This is a genomic window from Dyella flagellata (assembly GCF_030160275.1).
Lineage (GTDB): Bacteria > Pseudomonadota > Gammaproteobacteria > Xanthomonadales > Rhodanobacteraceae > Dyella_B > Dyella_B flagellata.
Window position 1 is genome coordinate 153767 of the sequence record NZ_BSOA01000049.1, and the last position, 14621, is coordinate 168387.

Annotated in this window: 15 protein-coding genes and 1 other RNA gene; 11 read left to right on the forward strand and 5 right to left on the reverse strand. The window is 61.7% G+C overall.

Going from position 1 to position 14621, the window contains the following annotated elements:
* The first annotated feature begins 4 nt into the window (after window positions 1-4).
* From QQJ96_RS20835 to cydX, 4 genes are read left to right on the forward strand one after another with little or no spacing between them, the layout of a single operon-like run.
* Window positions 5-223, forward strand: coding sequence for a hypothetical protein (locus QQJ96_RS20835; protein WP_284333951.1), 219 nt, complete (start codon window positions 5-7; stop codon window positions 221-223).
* Window positions 223-1794, forward strand: coding sequence for a cytochrome ubiquinol oxidase subunit I (locus QQJ96_RS20840; protein ID WP_284334048.1), 1572 nt, complete (start codon window positions 223-225; stop codon window positions 1792-1794). Before QQJ96_RS20835 ends, QQJ96_RS20840 begins: the two co-directional genes overlap by 1 nt.
* 20 nt (window positions 1795-1814) lie before the next feature.
* A complete protein-coding gene (gene cydB, locus QQJ96_RS20845) occupies window positions 1815-2936 on the forward strand; it encodes a cytochrome d ubiquinol oxidase subunit II (protein WP_284334049.1) in 1122 nt (373 codons plus the stop codon).
* A 10-nt stretch (window positions 2937-2946) separates the two neighbouring features.
* Entirely contained in the window at window positions 2947-3072 is a 126-nt protein-coding gene (gene cydX / locus QQJ96_RS20850) for a cytochrome bd-I oxidase subunit CydX (protein WP_284333952.1), read from the forward strand.
* Window positions 3073-3185: 113 nt separating this feature from the next.
* On the opposite strand, the gene QQJ96_RS20855 is transcribed toward cydX, so the two are convergent.
* Window positions 3186-4154, reverse strand: coding sequence for an alpha/beta fold hydrolase (locus QQJ96_RS20855; RefSeq protein WP_284333953.1), 969 nt, complete (start codon window positions 4152-4154; stop codon window positions 3186-3188).
* Window positions 4155-4309: 155 nt separating this feature from the next.
* Between QQJ96_RS20855 and QQJ96_RS20860 the strand changes: the two genes are divergently transcribed.
* Window positions 4310-5149 (forward strand): helix-turn-helix domain-containing protein, encoded by an 840-nt coding sequence (locus QQJ96_RS20860; RefSeq protein ID WP_284333954.1) that lies wholly within the window; start codon window positions 4310-4312, stop codon window positions 5147-5149.
* Window positions 5150-5181: 32 nt separating this feature from the next.
* Here the strand turns inward: QQJ96_RS20860 and QQJ96_RS20865 are convergent, their stop codons facing one another.
* The 3 genes from QQJ96_RS20865 to QQJ96_RS20875 form a co-directional block, all read right to left on the reverse strand.
* The gene (locus tag QQJ96_RS20865) at window positions 5182-7254 is read right to left on the reverse strand and encodes a phosphocholine-specific phospholipase C (protein WP_284333955.1); all 2073 of its coding nucleotides are present in this window, start codon (window positions 7252-7254) and stop codon (window positions 5182-5184) included.
* Between the two features lie 171 nt (window positions 7255-7425).
* On the reverse strand, window positions 7426-8775 hold the full coding sequence (locus QQJ96_RS20870) for an aminopeptidase P N-terminal domain-containing protein (RefSeq protein WP_284333956.1): 1350 nt from the start codon (window positions 8773-8775) through the stop codon (window positions 7426-7428).
* On the reverse strand, window positions 8733-9296 hold the full coding sequence (locus tag QQJ96_RS20875; RefSeq protein WP_284333957.1) for a UPF0149 family protein: 564 nt from the start codon (window positions 9294-9296) through the stop codon (window positions 8733-8735). Before QQJ96_RS20875 ends, QQJ96_RS20870 begins: the two co-directional genes overlap by 43 nt.
* A 100-nt stretch (window positions 9297-9396) precedes the next feature.
* Between QQJ96_RS20875 and QQJ96_RS20880 the strand changes: the two genes are divergently transcribed.
* The 5 genes from QQJ96_RS20880 to QQJ96_RS20900 all read left to right on the forward strand — a co-directional run bounded on the left by QQJ96_RS20880 (window position 9397) and on the right by QQJ96_RS20900 (window position 11293).
* Window positions 9397-9618: a TIGR02449 family protein gene (locus tag QQJ96_RS20880; protein ID WP_284333958.1), complete on the forward strand. Its 222-nt coding sequence runs from the start codon at window positions 9397-9399 to the stop codon at window positions 9616-9618.
* 10 nt (window positions 9619-9628) lie between these two features.
* Window positions 9629-9946 carry a cell division protein ZapA gene (locus tag QQJ96_RS20885; RefSeq protein WP_284333959.1) on the forward strand — a complete coding sequence of 106 codons (318 nt, stop codon included), beginning with the start codon at window positions 9629-9631 and terminating at the stop codon, window positions 9944-9946.
* 7 nt (window positions 9947-9953) lie between these two features.
* Window positions 9954-10139, forward strand: a non-coding RNA gene (gene ssrS / locus QQJ96_RS20890) — 6S RNA.
* 87 nt (window positions 10140-10226) lie between these two features.
* The gene (locus QQJ96_RS20895; RefSeq protein WP_284334050.1) at window positions 10227-10844 is read left to right on the forward strand and encodes a 5-formyltetrahydrofolate cyclo-ligase; all 618 of its coding nucleotides are present in this window, start codon (window positions 10227-10229) and stop codon (window positions 10842-10844) included.
* On the forward strand, window positions 10841-11293 hold the full coding sequence (locus QQJ96_RS20900; RefSeq protein WP_284333960.1) for an EVE domain-containing protein: 453 nt from the start codon (window positions 10841-10843) through the stop codon (window positions 11291-11293). The genes QQJ96_RS20895 and QQJ96_RS20900 overlap by 4 nt, the downstream gene beginning before the upstream one ends.
* A gap of 81 nt (window positions 11294-11374) precedes the next feature.
* Here the strand turns inward: QQJ96_RS20900 and QQJ96_RS20905 are convergent, their stop codons facing one another.
* Window positions 11375-13714, reverse strand: a complete 2340-nt coding sequence (locus QQJ96_RS20905) for a glycoside hydrolase family 31 protein (protein ID WP_284333961.1) — start codon at window positions 13712-13714, stop codon at window positions 11375-11377.
* Between the two features lie 197 nt (window positions 13715-13911).
* Between QQJ96_RS20905 and rpiA the strand changes: the two genes are divergently transcribed.
* Window positions 13912-14550: a ribose-5-phosphate isomerase RpiA gene (rpiA, locus tag QQJ96_RS20910; protein ID WP_284333962.1), complete on the forward strand. Its 639-nt coding sequence runs from the start codon at window positions 13912-13914 to the stop codon at window positions 14548-14550.
* The last annotated feature ends 71 nt before the right edge of the window (window positions 14551-14621 follow it).

Below are 14621 nucleotides of genomic sequence, written 5' to 3' on the forward strand. Positions count from 1 at the left end.
CATCATGCACATGCCGCCGCAACGCATCCACCCTGCTTCGCCGCGCAATCCGCTGCGCCGGCTGAGTGCCGAACTCGTTCTCATCGTCATCGCCAAACTGGTACTGCTCTCGCTGCTTGGCTGGTACGTGTCTACGCATTATCCGCACGCAGATACCCGCCCCGCCGCGGTCGAGCGGCTGCTCGCCCCTGCTGCGCACACCCCATCGGAAGCCAAGCCATGATGATCGATCCGGACGTCGTCACCCTCTCGCGCCTGCAGTTCGCGCTTACGGCGCTGTATCACTTCCTGTTCGTGCCGCTCACGCTGGGCCTGGTGTGGATCCTGGCAATCATGGAAAGCGTCTACGTGATGACCGGCCGCGAAGTGTGGAAGCGCATGGTGCAGTTCTGGGGCGTGCTGTTCGGCATCAACTTCGCCATGGGCGTCGCCACCGGCGTCACCATGGAATTTCAGTTCGGCATGAACTGGGCTTATTACTCGCACTATGTAGGCGATGTTTTCGGTACTCCGCTGGCCATCGAAGGCTTGATGGCGTTCTTCCTGGAGGGCACGCTGGTCGGCTTGTTCTTCATGGGATGGAAGCGTCTATCGCGTCTGGGCCACCTGCTGGTGACGTGGTTTCTTGCACTGGGCACCAACCTCTCGGCGTTGTGGATACTGATCGCCAATGCATGGATGCAGAATCCGGTCGGCGCCCAGTTCAATCCGCAGACGATGCGCATGGAAGTCACCCACTTTGCCGACGTGCTGTTCAATCCGGTAGCCCAGGCGAAATTCGTGCACACCGTGAGCGCAGGGTATGTGATCGGCTCCATGTTCGTGCTGTCGATCAGCGCCTGGTACCTGCTGCGCGGACGCAATGTGGATTTCGCGCGTCGCTCCATGACGGTTGCTGCAAGCTTCGGCCTTGCCGCGGCGCTGTCCGTGGTGGTGCTGGGCGACGAGTCCGGCTACGCCGTCTCCGAAAACCAGAAGATGAAGATGGCGGCGATCGAGGCCATGTGGGAAACCGAGCCGCCGCCGGCTTCGTTCACCCTGTTCGGCGTACCCGATGTGCCCAACCGCACCACCCATTACGCCGTGCACATCCCCTGGCTCATGGGCTTGATCGGCACGCGTTCGCTGGACAAGCCCATCCTCGGCATCAACAACCTGGTGGAAGATACCAAGGGCAAGATCGGCAACGGAATCCAGGCTTACGATGCCATGCTGACGCTGCGCAAGGATCCCAACGATGCCGCGGCAAAATCCACCCTGGCGCAATTCGATCGGGATATGGGCTATGCCCTGCTGCTCAAGCGCTACGTTGCCGACCCGCGCCGGGCGACTTCCAGCGACATCGACAAGGCGGCCGAATCCACCATTCCCAACGTACCGGTGCTGTTCTGGGCGTTCCGCATCATGGTCGCCTGCGGCTTCTATTTCATTGCGCTGTTCGCGTGCTCATTCTGGCTGGCCAGCAAGCGGCGGCTCGACAGCTACCGCTGGTATCTGAGACTGGCGCTGTATAGCCTGCCGCTACCGTGGCTGTCCACCGAACTTGGCTGGATCGTGGCCGAATACGGTCGGCAGCCATGGGCGATCGAAGGCATTCTGCCGACGGCCCTGGGTGTGTCCTCGGTATCGGCCGGACAAGTATGGACTTCACTGGGTGGCTTTGTTTTGTTCTACACCCTGCTCGCGATCGTCGATGTCATGCTGATGCTGAAGTACGCGCGCAAGGGACCGGACGAACTCGGCATCTGGCCGGCCGCGGCGGCACCGCTTGAAAGCACGGTAAGCGCGCACTAAGGAGAACGCTTGTGTTCGATATGACGAGCTTGCGGGTGATCTGGTGGGTACTGCTCGGTGCCTTGCTGATCGGTTTTGCGCTCATGGACGGCTTCGATTTCGGTGTCGCCGCCTTGCTACGCGTGCTGGGTCGCAACGAGCACGAACGGCACGTACTGCTTCAGACCATCGAACCGACCTGGGAAGGCAACCAGGTATGGTTCATTGTCGGCGGCGGCGCCATTTTCGCCGCGTGGCCGATTCTGTATGCCACGGCATTTTCAGGCTTGTATTTGGCGCTCGCGCTGGTGCTGCTCGCCTTCATACTGCGGCCGGTAGGTTTCAATTTTCGCGGCAAGGTGCACGATGCACGCTGGCGCGCAGTATGGGATGGCGCGCTGATCTTTTCCGGCTTCGTGGTGATGCTGATCACCGGCGTCGCCTTTGGCAACCTGTTCCTGGGCCTGCCGTTTCGCTTCGATGACGATCTATACATGAGCTGGCAGGGCGGCTTCTTCGACCTGCTGCATCCCTTCGCCCTGCTCGCCGGCCTGGTAAGCATCGCCATGCTGCTCACGCACGGCGCTTGCTGGGTGGCATATCGTGCCGACCACACCATCGCGGAACGCGCTGCAAGGATCGCTCGCTGGATGGCGTTGACCTATGCCATCACTTTCGTCGGCGCCGGCATCTGGCTGGGTTACGGCATTCCCGGCTTCACTGTCATCGGCCCGGTCGTGACCGACGGCGTATCCAATCCGCTGCTCAAGCATGTAACCGTAGGCAGCAGCTGGTTTACCAGCTACATGCTGCACCCTTGGTTCTGGGCAGCGCCGATGGTGGGCATTCTCGGTGCGATCGGCGTGCAGTGGACGGTAGGCAAGCTGAACCTGCTGGGATTCCTGTGCAGCAGCCTGATGGTCTCCGGCACCATCCTTGCCGCCGGCTTCTCACTGTTTCCCTTTCTGTTGCCGTCCAGGCTCGACCCAGGTTCCAGCCTCACTATCTGGGATGCCTCATCCAGCCATGGCACCCTGATGCTGATGCTCGCGGCGGCGGTGATATTCCTTCCCATCATCATCGTTTACACCAGCTGGGTCTATCGCGTGATGCGTGGGCGCGTACTGTTGGAAGACGTAAAGCATTCGCATAACGGTTACTGAGGAGCCAACAATGTGGTATTTCACCTGGGTACTGGGACTGGGCCTGGCCTGCGCCTTCGCCGTGTTGAATGCGATGTGGTACGAAGTGCATGCGACGGATGAGGCGCATCGGAGGAAAGAGCAGTTGCCGCCGTAAGCCTAGTTTCGTCACATACTAAAAATGCGGACCTTGCCCCATCGTCATTCCGGCGGAGGCCGGAATGACGATAAGGTCTATTGGGGGTGTATCGGAACTGGGCTAGATACTCATCAGGCGGCAATCCCCCAGAGCTTCTTCGCCTCCTCGGCAATCACGTCCGGCCGCTCCTCCGGATAAAACAGCTTCGCATTTTGCAATCGCCGTACGCCGCGCGAATTGCCCATCGTCTTGTCCAGATACTCGGCTCCGGCGAGCGAAAAGATCGTGTCGTCCACACCCCACACGATGCGTGTAGGAACCTTGCAGCGACGCAGCGCAGGACCGATATCCTGCAGCGGGTTGTGCTCCAGAGCGATCGCGTAGGCATGCACCAGCGCTTTGCGGCGCGGCGAGCTCACCAGCGGCGCAAAGTAGCAGTCGATGGCTTCATCCGTAGGATCAGCCGGATTGGCGAAACACATGCCGCCGATACCTTGCGGCGAACGCGCCAATCGCTTGTCCGCCAGCCAGGGTGCAAGCCATTGATCCACGAACTTACCCTCATGCGACAGCTTGATCACTGGCTGCATGGCTGCCGGTGGACTTTCGTGTTCCGTATCGCAATTGGTGAGCAGCAGGCTGCGGACTCGTTCGGGGTGCCGCGTTACGAACAGCTGGGCGACAGCGCCGCCACTGTCGCTTCCAACCAAGTCCACCGCGGTAATACCGAGCGAGTCCAGCAGTGTTATCAGCATGGCAACTTGCGCGTCGGGCGCCACGCTCTGTCCCTCGGCCACCTCGGTATAGCCTAGGCCCATGAAATCCGGAGCGATGCAGCGGCGGTAAGGCGAAAGGCGATCCAGCGCGCCACGCCACTGGAAGCTGTTCAACGGAAATCCATGCAGGAACAGCGCGGCTTCACCCGTGCCACGGTCCATGTAGGCAATGCGGCCAAACGATGTCTGCAGGAACCTCCGGCTGGCGTGGAAGCGCTTTTCATCCGTGACCTGGCTGCTTGCCCGGCTACGAGGTGCGTAGGCAGCTAGCACGCCCGAAGCGATCAGACCGGCACTGAGTTGCAAGAAGGCTCTGCGTTGCATGTCATGTTCCCGCGGTGATTGGATGGCGACATGATTTGCTCCCCAGTGCAGTCGATCAATGACGCGTAAGGTCATGTCCGCATGACCTGAGAGGTCATGGCTTTCCAGCATGGCGCGGTTTAGCATCCGGCTACATCCCCACCAGTGCCGCAGCTTTGGACGCCAAAACGATCAGCACCAATGCTCCCCACATCGGCCATCTGTTACGCGAATGGCGCGCCAGCCGGCGGCTGAGCCAGCTGGACCTGGCGCTGGCAACGGACGTATCGGCACGCCACCTCAGCTGTGTGGAAACCGGCAAGGCGCAGCCCAGCCGCGAAATGGTGCTGCGCCTGGCGGACGCGCTGGACATGCCGCTGCGCGAATGCAACGCCTTGCTGATGGCGGCGGGCTACGCACCGAAGTTTCCGGAAACCTCGCTAAGCACACCGGCCATGGCCCAGGTGCGTCGCGCCATCGAACTGATGCTCGAACAGCAGGAGCCCTACCCCGCCTTTTTGCTCAACCGCCATTGGGACATCCTGATGGCAAACCGCGCCGCCGCACGCGTGGCGAATTTCGTATTGCGCGGCGCCGCGAGCCCGCATGCGAACATGATCCGGCAGATCTTCGACCCCACTGATCTGCGCTCGGCTATCGTCAACTGGGAAGACGTGGCGGGTGATTTGATCCGACATCTGCACGACGTGGTTTCCGCCGCCCCCTCCGACAAGGTCGCACGCGACTTGCTGGACGAAGCGCTCGCCTATCCCGGGGTACCGATGCATTGGCGCATACGGGACCTCGGCGCAGCACCTTCGCCACTGCTGACGACCATCTTTCGGGTGGACGATCAGCAGCTAAGCTTCTTTTCGGCCATCACCACGTTCGGCACGCCACGCGACGTGACGATTGAAGACTTGCATATCGAGTCATGCTTTCCGATGGACGAACAGACAGCAGTGTTTTGCCGCGAGCTGACGCAGCGCGATGACACTGCACCCTCCACTGCATAGATAGGGGAAGGCGCAGAGCTGCTCCCCGGCCCTCAAAGCCGCTGGTATTTCAGCCAGCGCGTCTGCCCTATCGCCGGATCGGTCACGCTCGACTCACCTGTCTTCACGTGCCCCGCAAGGCGCTGCACAAACCCGGCTTCCGCATCGGCCCGCACGATCAGGTCGTACCAGCCGTAGCTGTCGCCCAAGAACCAATGCCTCTCAGCATGTTCGCCTGGCTTGAGCTGGTAGGTCAGGGCTTGGCCGTTATATAGGTTTTCAACGGTCACGTTGCAGAAGTCATGGCCTGCGTTGGCCAGGACGAGGATCAAGCCGCCTTGTTCGCGCTGAAAGCGGCATGCGACCTGCAGGCTGGTCTTGCGAGAGGTGCTGTCGCCCTTGAAGCTGCGCATGAAGCCATTGGGGCCATACACGTTCCATTCGTAAGCGCCTTGTGCAGCCAACGTGGCGGCAAGCGTTTTTCCCGCCTCGACGGTGTAGTAGCCAGGACTATCGGAAGCATGCGCGGAACGAACGTGGAAACAGGCGCCCGCGCGTCCTTCATTCTGGAAATCGATGTGCAGCGCCCCATCCCCGCAGCGACCGTTTGCGTGCAGGTCGTAAGGCAGCGCTCGCAAGGGCTTTACGCCCTGCTCCTGTGCCGGCAGCACCTGATTCGCAGGCGGCATTGGCGAATAATCGGGATGGCGTAGATCATCCGGTGGCACATAGGCTTGGGTGCTCGGCAGCGCTGTTTGCGCGCGATCCGGCTTGGAGAAATCAAACGCCGAAGTCAGATCGCCGCACACGGTACGGCGCCAGGGCGTGATGTTGGCTTCAGCTACGCCGAAGCGCTGTTCGATGAAACGGATGATCGAAGTGTGATCGAACACTTCCGAGCACACCCAGCCCCCCTTGCTCCAGGGCGACACCACGATCATCGGTACGCGCGGCCCGAGGCCATACGGTCCTGCCGGGTAATAGATGTTGCCAGGAAAGATTTCATTGGCGATCGATACGGTGGATTGCCCTTGGCTATCCGAAGGCGGCACACAGGGTGGCACCATGTGATCGAAGAAGCCGTCGTTTTCATCATAGGTGATGAACAACACGGTCTTGCTGAAGACGTCCGGGTTGCTGGTCAGCGCGTCCAGGACTTGCGAGACGTACCACGCGCCATAGTTGGCCGGCCAGTTGGGGTGCTCGGTGTACGCCTCCGGGGCAGCGATCCACGACACCTGAGGCAGCTTGTCGGCCAGCACGTCGCTGCGCAGTTGATCGAACAGCGAACCGCCGGCGGAAATATTCGTGCCGGTCCTGGCGTCTTGGTAAAGCGGGCTGCCCGGCTGCGCATTGCGGTACTGGTTGAAATACAGCAGCGAATTGTCGCCGTAGTTGCCAATGTAAGCGTCGTTGGTCCAACCCCAGGAACCGGCAGTGTCCAGACCGGTGCCGGCGTCCTGGTAGATCCTCCAACTGATGCCCGCGTTCTGCAGGGCTTCCGGATACGTCGACCAACCGTAGCCCGCCTCGGCGTTGTCGACCACCGGGCCACCACCCGCGCCGTCGTTGCCCACCCAGCCCGTCCACATGTAGTAGCGGTTCGGATCGGTCGGGCCCATCACCGAGCAGTGATAGGCATCGCAAATGGTGAACGCATCGGCGAGTGCGTAGTGGTAAGGAATGTCATCGCGCGTCAGATACGCCATGGTCGTGGTGCCTTTGCTCGGCACCCACTGATCGTACTGGCCGCCATTCCATGCCGCGTGCGTACTGGTCCAGTCGTGGGCGAGATCTTCGAGGAATTGCAGCCCCAGATCCGGCGCGGTCGGATGAAACGGCAGCACGTAACTCGTGCCGTCAGGCTGATGCCAGACGGAGCTGCCGGTAGTGAGATTCACCGGCCGCGGATCGCCGAAGCCACGCACGCCCTTCAGCGAGCCGAAATAATGATCGAAGGAACGGTTTTCCTGCATCAGCACGACGATGTGCTCGACGTCTTCGATCGTGCCGGTCCGTCGATGGGCCGGAATCTCCAAGGCGCGCGCGATGCTGGCCGGGAGCATCGAGGCCAGCGTGGTGCTGCCCAGCAGTTGCAGGAATCGGCGACGGCTCATCGAGGTCATGCTGCGTTCCTTGTTTGCGCTTGGACGACGCTGCACGATGCTGCGTGGTCAAGGTTGCAAGCGTGCGACATTCGCTGGACCGGCCTGGGAAGTTGGCATGCCATCACAGCTACATCTTGCCTTATCGTCATTCCGGTGAAAGGGCGGAACATTGCTGCACGAGTGCCGCATCTATCGCCCAACCAGCAATGCCTCAAGCTCTTCCGGCAGCTTGGGCACATCCGCCGTCAGCACTTCGTTGCCATCGCGCGTCACCGCCACGTCATCCTCGATGCGAATGCCAATGCCACGCCATGCTTCCGGTACGCTCGTGTCATCCGGCGCAATGTAGATACCCGGCTCCACCGTAAGCACCATGCCCGGCTCAAGCATGCGTGGCTCGCCATCGACTCGATAGTCGCCCACATCATGAACGTCGAGCCCCAGCCAATGACTGGTCTTGGCCGGGAAAAACCGCTTGTACCTGCCTAGCACGACGGCTTCGGCAGGGTCGCCCTTGATCAACTCCAACGCGCACAAGCCTTCGGTGATCACGTGCACCGCTACGTCATGCGCCGTGCTGTACGAACGCCCAGGCTGCACTTCGTCGATCGCGGCCTGCTGGGCCGTGAGCACGATTTCGTAGAGTGCGCGCTGCTCACGGCTGAAGCGACCGCTGAGCGGGAAGCTGCGACTGATATCGGAGGCATAGCATTCCAGTTCCGCGCCCGCATCGATCAACAGCAGATCGCCGTTGTGCAGCACCGCGCGGTTCGCCTGGTAATGCATGGTGCATGCATTCACACCACCTGCGACGATAGGCGGGAACGCCGCCACCGCGCCGCGACTGCGCATCACACGCAACAGCTCTGCTTCCACTTCGTATTCGTGCCGGCCAGCGCGTGCCATCGCCATGGCGGCCAAATGCGCCTCCGCGGCGATGGCAGCGGAGGCGCGCATCAGCTTCAGTTCCGCGCGCGATTTGTACAGTCGCAGGTCGTGCAGCAGATGGCCAAGCGCCACGAATTCTTTCGGTACCACGCCGCCGCCACGCAGCTGGCGCAAGCGGCGCATCCAGCCCAGCAATTGCGCGTCGAATTGCGGCTCGCGCCCGAAATGACAATAAACGCGCGCGCGGCCTTCGATCATGCCGGGCAGGATGTCGTCGATGTCGTCGATCGGAAACGCATCGTCCATGCCGTAATCGGCCACCGCGCGCTCGGTGCCGATGAACGGGCCGTGCCAGCGCTCGCGTTCCACATCGCGCTCGCGGCAGAACAGCACTACCTCACCGTGCTGCCTCCCCGGCAGCAGCGCTAGTACCGCATCGGGCTCGGGAAAGCCGGAGAGATAATGAAAATCCGAATCCTGGCGGTAGGGCCATGCAGCATCGGCATTGCGCATGCGCTCGGGGGCGGTGGCGATCAGCACCACCGCGTCGTCCCCGGCCATTTTCATCAACTGCCGGCGGCGCCGGGTGAATTCCTCGGGGGCGATGTTCAATGCAAGCTGCCGCGGGAAGACGGGCCGGGAATATGGCATTCGGTGAACAGCAGCATGGCGCCCATGCGTACGAATTCGTGCACCTCGATCAGGGCGTCCTCGTCTTCCTCTTCGCTGCCGAAATCGAGCGAAGAGGAAGCGATGGCGCCGATGTCGCGCAAAATTTCCTTGCCCTCGTCGGACAGGCGCCCATGCGCGCCCGGACCGCCCAGGCCAAAGCCCCCCAGGAAACCGCGGCACCAATCCACCAGGGCATCGGCACGTTCGGGCAAGGGGCGATCATCCGCCGGCAGCAGGGGTTCGAAACCCAGCTCCGGGTCGGCCAGTTCCTGCTCGCTTTGCCGGGCCACTTGATCCAGCACGTCCTGGTCGTAATCGGACACACTGTCGCTGCCGGGTTCGAGATGCAAGGCGCCTAGCACCGAGCGCTTGCCCGGCCGTCCATGGGCGGCCAGCAAGCCACATAAAGAACCATGTAACTCACTGGCGCGGATGGACAATCGCAGGTGCGCAACGACCTCGTCCAGTTCGTCGTGTCCGATGGATTCGGGGGCGGTCATCGCGGTCTCCATTAACGTTCAAGGCACAAGTTTAATGCACCACCATAGTTGGGCCATCCAGCCCACAGATTTCTTCCGGCGTCCTGATATAGTTCGCCGCATGAAGACCCCCGACGCCCAGCACGAGCTAGCCGCCCTGAGCCAACAGCTGGACCGGCTGATCGACCATGTCCATCGGCTGAGCGAAGAAAACCGCAGCCTGCGCCATAGTCAGGAACAGTTGGCGAACGAGCGCGCGAATCTGCTGGCACGCAACGAACAGGCGCGCAGTCGGGTTGAAGCGATGATTCAACGACTCAAGGCACTCGAGAACAATGGCTGACGTCATCAGCATGTCTACCAACGAACCCGTCTCGCTGCGCCTGATCGATCGCGAATTCCTGATCGCGTGTCCGCCGGAAGAACGCGACGGCCTGCTGGAAGCGGCCAGTTTTCTGGATCGCAAGATGCGCGAGCTGCGCGCGCATGCCAAGACGCCCGGTTTCGACCGCCTGGCGGTGCTGGCGGCGATCAGCATCACGCATGAATACCTGCAGTTGCAGAAGCAGCCTAGCAACACCAGCGTGAACGTTGCCGAATCCGACATCGCCGACGGACTGGCTACGTTGCGCCGCAAGCTTGAAGCCGCACTGGATGCGCAACTAAAATAGTCCTCGGCGTTTTCTGCGGTGTGCGCCAGCACACTCTTACATATTGCCTTGTTCCTATATACGACCCGGGACGGTTACTTAAGGCTGTTGCGCATGTCCGCCGCGTGCGGAAAGCCTCGAGGCCTTAATTTCCCTCCCACCTGATCCCATTGGATCAAGGTCGTTTGGTGGGCAGCGGCATCGCGGTTTACGCCACCCCATTCCCACCCGGACGCCGCCCAGGCGGCGTCCGGGCAACGGGGGACGCCGGATGGCACCCCACCCTGAGGAGACGCGCGACGTGGACACCGCCGCACGACGTCGTGAACTACGCCAGCGCCTGGCCGAACACCGCCGCGCCCTCCCCCCTCCCCAGCGCATCGCCGCCGCCCAAGGCCTGCGGCGCAGCCTGGAGCACCTGCCCGAATACCACACTGACAAGCGCGTTGCCGGCTACTGGGCTTGCGACGGCGAGCTGCCGCTCAACCTGGTCATTCCGCCCCTGGCCACACGCGGCCAGCAATTCCTGCTGCCCCTCATCGGGCAGGACAACCTGCTGCGCTTCGCCCCCTGGTCGGCCGGCGACCCGGTTCAGCCCAACCGCTTCGGCATCCCCGAGCCGGTGACGCCGCACGAATGGTTCGCACCGTTCCAGCTCGACCTGGTGTTCGTCCCCCTGCTCGCCTTCGACCGTCACGGCAACCGCCTGGGCTATGGCGGCGGCTACTACGATCGCAGCTTCGCCTTCCTCAAGGATCAGTTGCGCCCGACCGAACCCCTGCTGGTGGGGATTGCCTACGATTTCCAGGAACTCCCCGAGATCGCCCCCGAGCGCTGGGACGTGTCGCTGGACTTCATCGCCACCGACCGCGAACTTATCGATTGCCGCGCAGACACCCCAGGAGGTCATGGCGCATGAAGTACTGGCTGATGAAGTCCGAACCGGACACCTTTTCCATCGACGACCTCAAGCGCAAGAAGCGCGAAGCCTGGGACGGCGTACGCAACTACCAGGCACGCAATTTCATGCGCGACGACATGCGTGTGGGTGACGGCGTGTTCTTCTATCACTCCAATTGCGCCGAACCGGGCATTGCCGGTCTCGCCGAGGTGGCCAGTGACGCGTATCCGGACCCGTCCCAGTTCGACCCCAAGAGCAAGTACTTCGATGCCGCCAGTTCGCGCGACAACCCGCGCTGGATGCTGGTGGACGTGAAGTTCGTCAACAAGCTCAAGCGCGTCATCACGCTGGACGAGCTCAAGAACCACCCCAAGCTGGAAGGCATGACGCTGCTGCGCAAAGGCAATCGCCTGTCGGTGATGCCGGTGGATGCGGCCGAGTGGAAGTACATTCTTACGCTGGAATGACAGCGTAGGCTGGGATGACAATCCCAGCATCGCGATCTGGCGTGCATGGCAAGGCTGGGATTGTCATCCCAGCCTGCGCACCTACTTCCCTATCACCTTGACCTTATCGGTCAAAGCCTTGTCGCCGCCCGTTGCGCTCAATACGCCCGCTGTATCGTTCCAGTGCAGATGCGTAGTCGTGGCGCCTTTGCCTTGCTCATAGTCATACGACTTGCCGTCGTCGTCATACAGCGCAAATTCGCCGTCCTTGCCGGGATACACGCGAATCTCGGCGATCGACTGCTTCGATGCGGTCGACGGAATGTCCGTACCCAGCGGCACGATGGCGCCGGCGCGCACGAACACCGGGATCTGGTCGATCGGCGCCGACACCTTCACCCAGCGTCCCCCGGCGAGCTTTTCATTCGTCCAGAAGTTGTACCAGTCGCTATCGGCCGGCAGGTAGACATCTTTTTCCGTCTGACCCTGCTCGGTCACCGGCGCCACCAGGAAGGCTGGGCCGAACATGTACTGCGTACCCAGGTTGGCGACATTGGGATCGTTCGGAAAATCCATCCACAACGGCCGCATGAAGGGCGCGCCGGTGTCGTAGGTGCGCTTGGCCTGGCTGTAGATATAGGGAATCAGCCGGTAACGCAGGCGATCGTAGCGGGCCATGATCGCCTCGGCCGGTTTGCCATACGCCCAGATCTCGGTGTGCTTGCGTTGACCGTGCAAACGCAGGGTTGGCAGGAAAGTGCCGTATTCGAACCAGCGCGTGAGCAGTTCGGGATAGTCGTTGTACTGGCCGACCGTGTCGCGTGCGCCCGACGGATCGAGCAATGGCACCTTCGTCGCGCTGCTGGTCGGCGGCAGCGATTGCCAGCCGCCGATATCGTTGCCCCAGTAGGCGATGCCGGAGGCGGTCATGTTCAGCCCGGTGGGAATCTGGCGTTGCAGAGCTTCCCAGGTGGGATCGATGTCCGAGGACCAGAACAGCGCGCCAGTGCGCTGCGAGCCTAAGTACGCGGCGCGGGCAAGAATCAGCACCCGCTTGTTGGGCTTCCAGGCACGCATGCCCTCAGCGAAACCTTCCACGTGCATCAACGGGAACACGTTGTGATAGCGGTCGCCCGAGCCGATCGAATAGTAGAAACCGTCCGGCACCAGGTCCGGTTCGGTTTCGTCCAGCCACGGATAGTCGAAGCCATGCGACAGGACGTTGTCACGCGCATGCTCCCAGTACCACTTGCGTGCGGCTGGATTGGTCGAGTCGATCAGGGCGCCGGCACGGTCCGAACGGAACGGCAGGCCATCGACCGTCTTGCCGTTCCTATCCTTGAGGAAATAACCCTTCGCGTCCAGCTCGCCGAAATAGCGCCCGGACTTCTCGAAGCGCGGCCAGATCGAGATGATCGAACGCAGCCCCAAGGCATGCAGTTGCTTGTTCATGCCGTCGGGATCAGGGAATTCCGCCGGATTGATATCCAGCTGCCCCATGCGCGTCCAGTAGAACCAGTCGATCACCATTACATCGAGCGGATAGCCTTTCTCTCGATAGGTCTTGGCGACACGCAGCACTTCCGCCTGGCTGTCGTAACGCGCCTTGGACTGGATCAGGCCGAAGGCGGCCTTGGGTGGTATTGGCGTCTTGCCGGTCAGGCGCGCATAGGCCGAATAGATCGCTGCGGGGGTATCGCCGGTGATGACGAAGAAACTTACGCGCTCGCCCACTTTCGACTGGAAGCTGGTACGCCCGCGAATACCCGCGACAAAACGGGTGTCGGACGGATTGTCCCAGACAATGCCGTAGCCCTTGGACGAAACCATGAACGGCACGCATACCGTCTCACCGCTTGGTGCGTCGTACCAGTGCCGGCAATCGATGACGCGACCGCGCAGATCCAGTGCGCCCAGAGAATCCTGGTTCTGGCCCATGCCGTAATAATGCTCGTCGGCGGGCGCGGTGAAGCTGGCACCGACCTGATAGGTGGCTTCACCTGCCACCTCATGCGGCGACATCTCCCACCCGGTCATGTTGACGAGGGTGTCGCCCTTGGCGTTTTTGACCTGCAGGCTGACCGGCGCGAGGGGCGGAATGAAGTAATGCTGGATCGGTCCGTCCGCGGGGGGCGGCGGCGCCGCATCGACGTGCAGCGTGAGCGCTGAGGAAGTAAAGCTGTCCTCACCCTGGCCGGCCGAGTGATGAAAGGCGGAATCGTCGGCATGCCCGGCCAGAATTCCATAGCCTGGCGCCTTCAGCGCCTCGGCCTTGTCGGCGGCTATCGTTACGTGGATGACATTCGGGCCATAAGCTTCAACACTTACCCACGCGCCGTTGCGATCGAGCGTGGCAATGGGTGTGGCACGGGCGGCCACGCAGGCCACCGCAAAAGGCAGGACTAGGCACAACAAGGCCATCTTCGACGTGCGCACTTTCATCCCCCATCAAGGTTGCTACGGCAGGCTTTTGCATGGCCACCCTCAATGGCGGCCGACGAGGCTATTTATCATACTTTTCCCGAGCCGCAGGCCATGCCACAACGCCGATGGTTGTTTCCCTGCAAAAACGCAGCGCAAGATGCGAAAAATCGCAAAATAAACGATCATTTCCGCCTTTCGCCATCCAGGACCCCGCCATGAGCAACGATGAGAAGCGCCTAGCCGGCGAAGCCGCCATCCAATACGTCGAAGACGGTGCCATCGTAGGCGTCGGCACCGGCTCCACCGTCGCATTCTTCATCGATGCGCTGGCCGGCATCAAGGACCGCATCCAGGGTGTGGTCTCCAGCTCCGAACAATCCACCGCCCAGCTGAAAAAGCACGGCATCCCCGTGTTCGATCTCAACGCCTCCGGCCCACTCACGCTGTATGTCGATGGCGCCGACGAATGCGATCCGCACAAGCGCCTGATCAAGGGCGGCGGCGCAGCGCTCACGCGCGAGAAGATCATTGCCGAGGCCGCGCAGAAATTCGTCTGCATCATCGACTCCAGCAAGCGGGTGAACCTGCTGGGCAAATTTCCGTTGCCGATCGAGGTGATTCCCATGGCCCGCAGCCTGGTCGGCCGCGAGATCGTCAAGCGCGGCGGCAACCCCGTGTGGCGCGATGGCGTAGTGACGGACAACGGCAACTGGGTGATCGACGTACACGGCTGGCAGATCGCCGATCCTGTAGCGCTGGAGGTCGAGCTGAATCAGATTCCGGGCATTGTCACCGTGGGTTTGTTTGCGCGAAGGCCGGCCGACGTGGTGCTGATTGGCGATAAATTGATGTGATGGTTTTGGTTTGGCCGTCAGGCGCAGGCTGAATTCCTGCTACATCATGTCAAAAAAAACCCCGCCATGAG

Coding starts and splice junctions, on each gene's coding strand:
- QQJ96_RS20835 (WP_284333951.1), top strand. CDS start 5: ATGCACATGCCGCCGCAACGCATCCACCCTGCTTCGCCGCGCAATCCG.
- QQJ96_RS20840 (WP_284334048.1), top strand. CDS start 223: ATGATCGATCCGGACGTCGTCACCCTCTCGCGCCTGCAGTTCGCGCTT.
- cydB (WP_284334049.1), top strand. CDS start 1,815: ATGACGAGCTTGCGGGTGATCTGGTGGGTACTGCTCGGTGCCTTGCTG.
- cydX (WP_284333952.1), top strand. CDS start 2,947: ATGTGGTATTTCACCTGGGTACTGGGACTGGGCCTGGCCTGCGCCTTC.
- QQJ96_RS20855 (WP_284333953.1), bottom strand. CDS start 4,154: ATGCAACGCAGAGCCTTCTTGCAACTCAGTGCCGGTCTGATCGCTTCG.
- QQJ96_RS20865 (WP_284333955.1), bottom strand. CDS start 7,254: ATGACCTCGATGAGCCGTCGCCGATTCCTGCAACTGCTGGGCAGCACC.
- QQJ96_RS20870 (WP_284333956.1), bottom strand. CDS start 8,775: ATGCCATATTCCCGGCCCGTCTTCCCGCGGCAGCTTGCATTGAACATC.
- QQJ96_RS20875 (WP_284333957.1), bottom strand. CDS start 9,296: ATGACCGCCCCCGAATCCATCGGACACGACGAACTGGACGAGGTCGTT.
- QQJ96_RS20880 (WP_284333958.1), top strand. CDS start 9,397: ATGAAGACCCCCGACGCCCAGCACGAGCTAGCCGCCCTGAGCCAACAG.
- QQJ96_RS20885 (WP_284333959.1), top strand. CDS start 9,629: ATGTCTACCAACGAACCCGTCTCGCTGCGCCTGATCGATCGCGAATTC.
- QQJ96_RS20900 (WP_284333960.1), top strand. CDS start 10,841: ATGAAGTACTGGCTGATGAAGTCCGAACCGGACACCTTTTCCATCGAC.
- QQJ96_RS20905 (WP_284333961.1), bottom strand. CDS start 13,714: ATGAAAGTGCGCACGTCGAAGATGGCCTTGTTGTGCCTAGTCCTGCCT.
- rpiA (WP_284333962.1), top strand. CDS start 13,912: ATGAGCAACGATGAGAAGCGCCTAGCCGGCGAAGCCGCCATCCAATAC.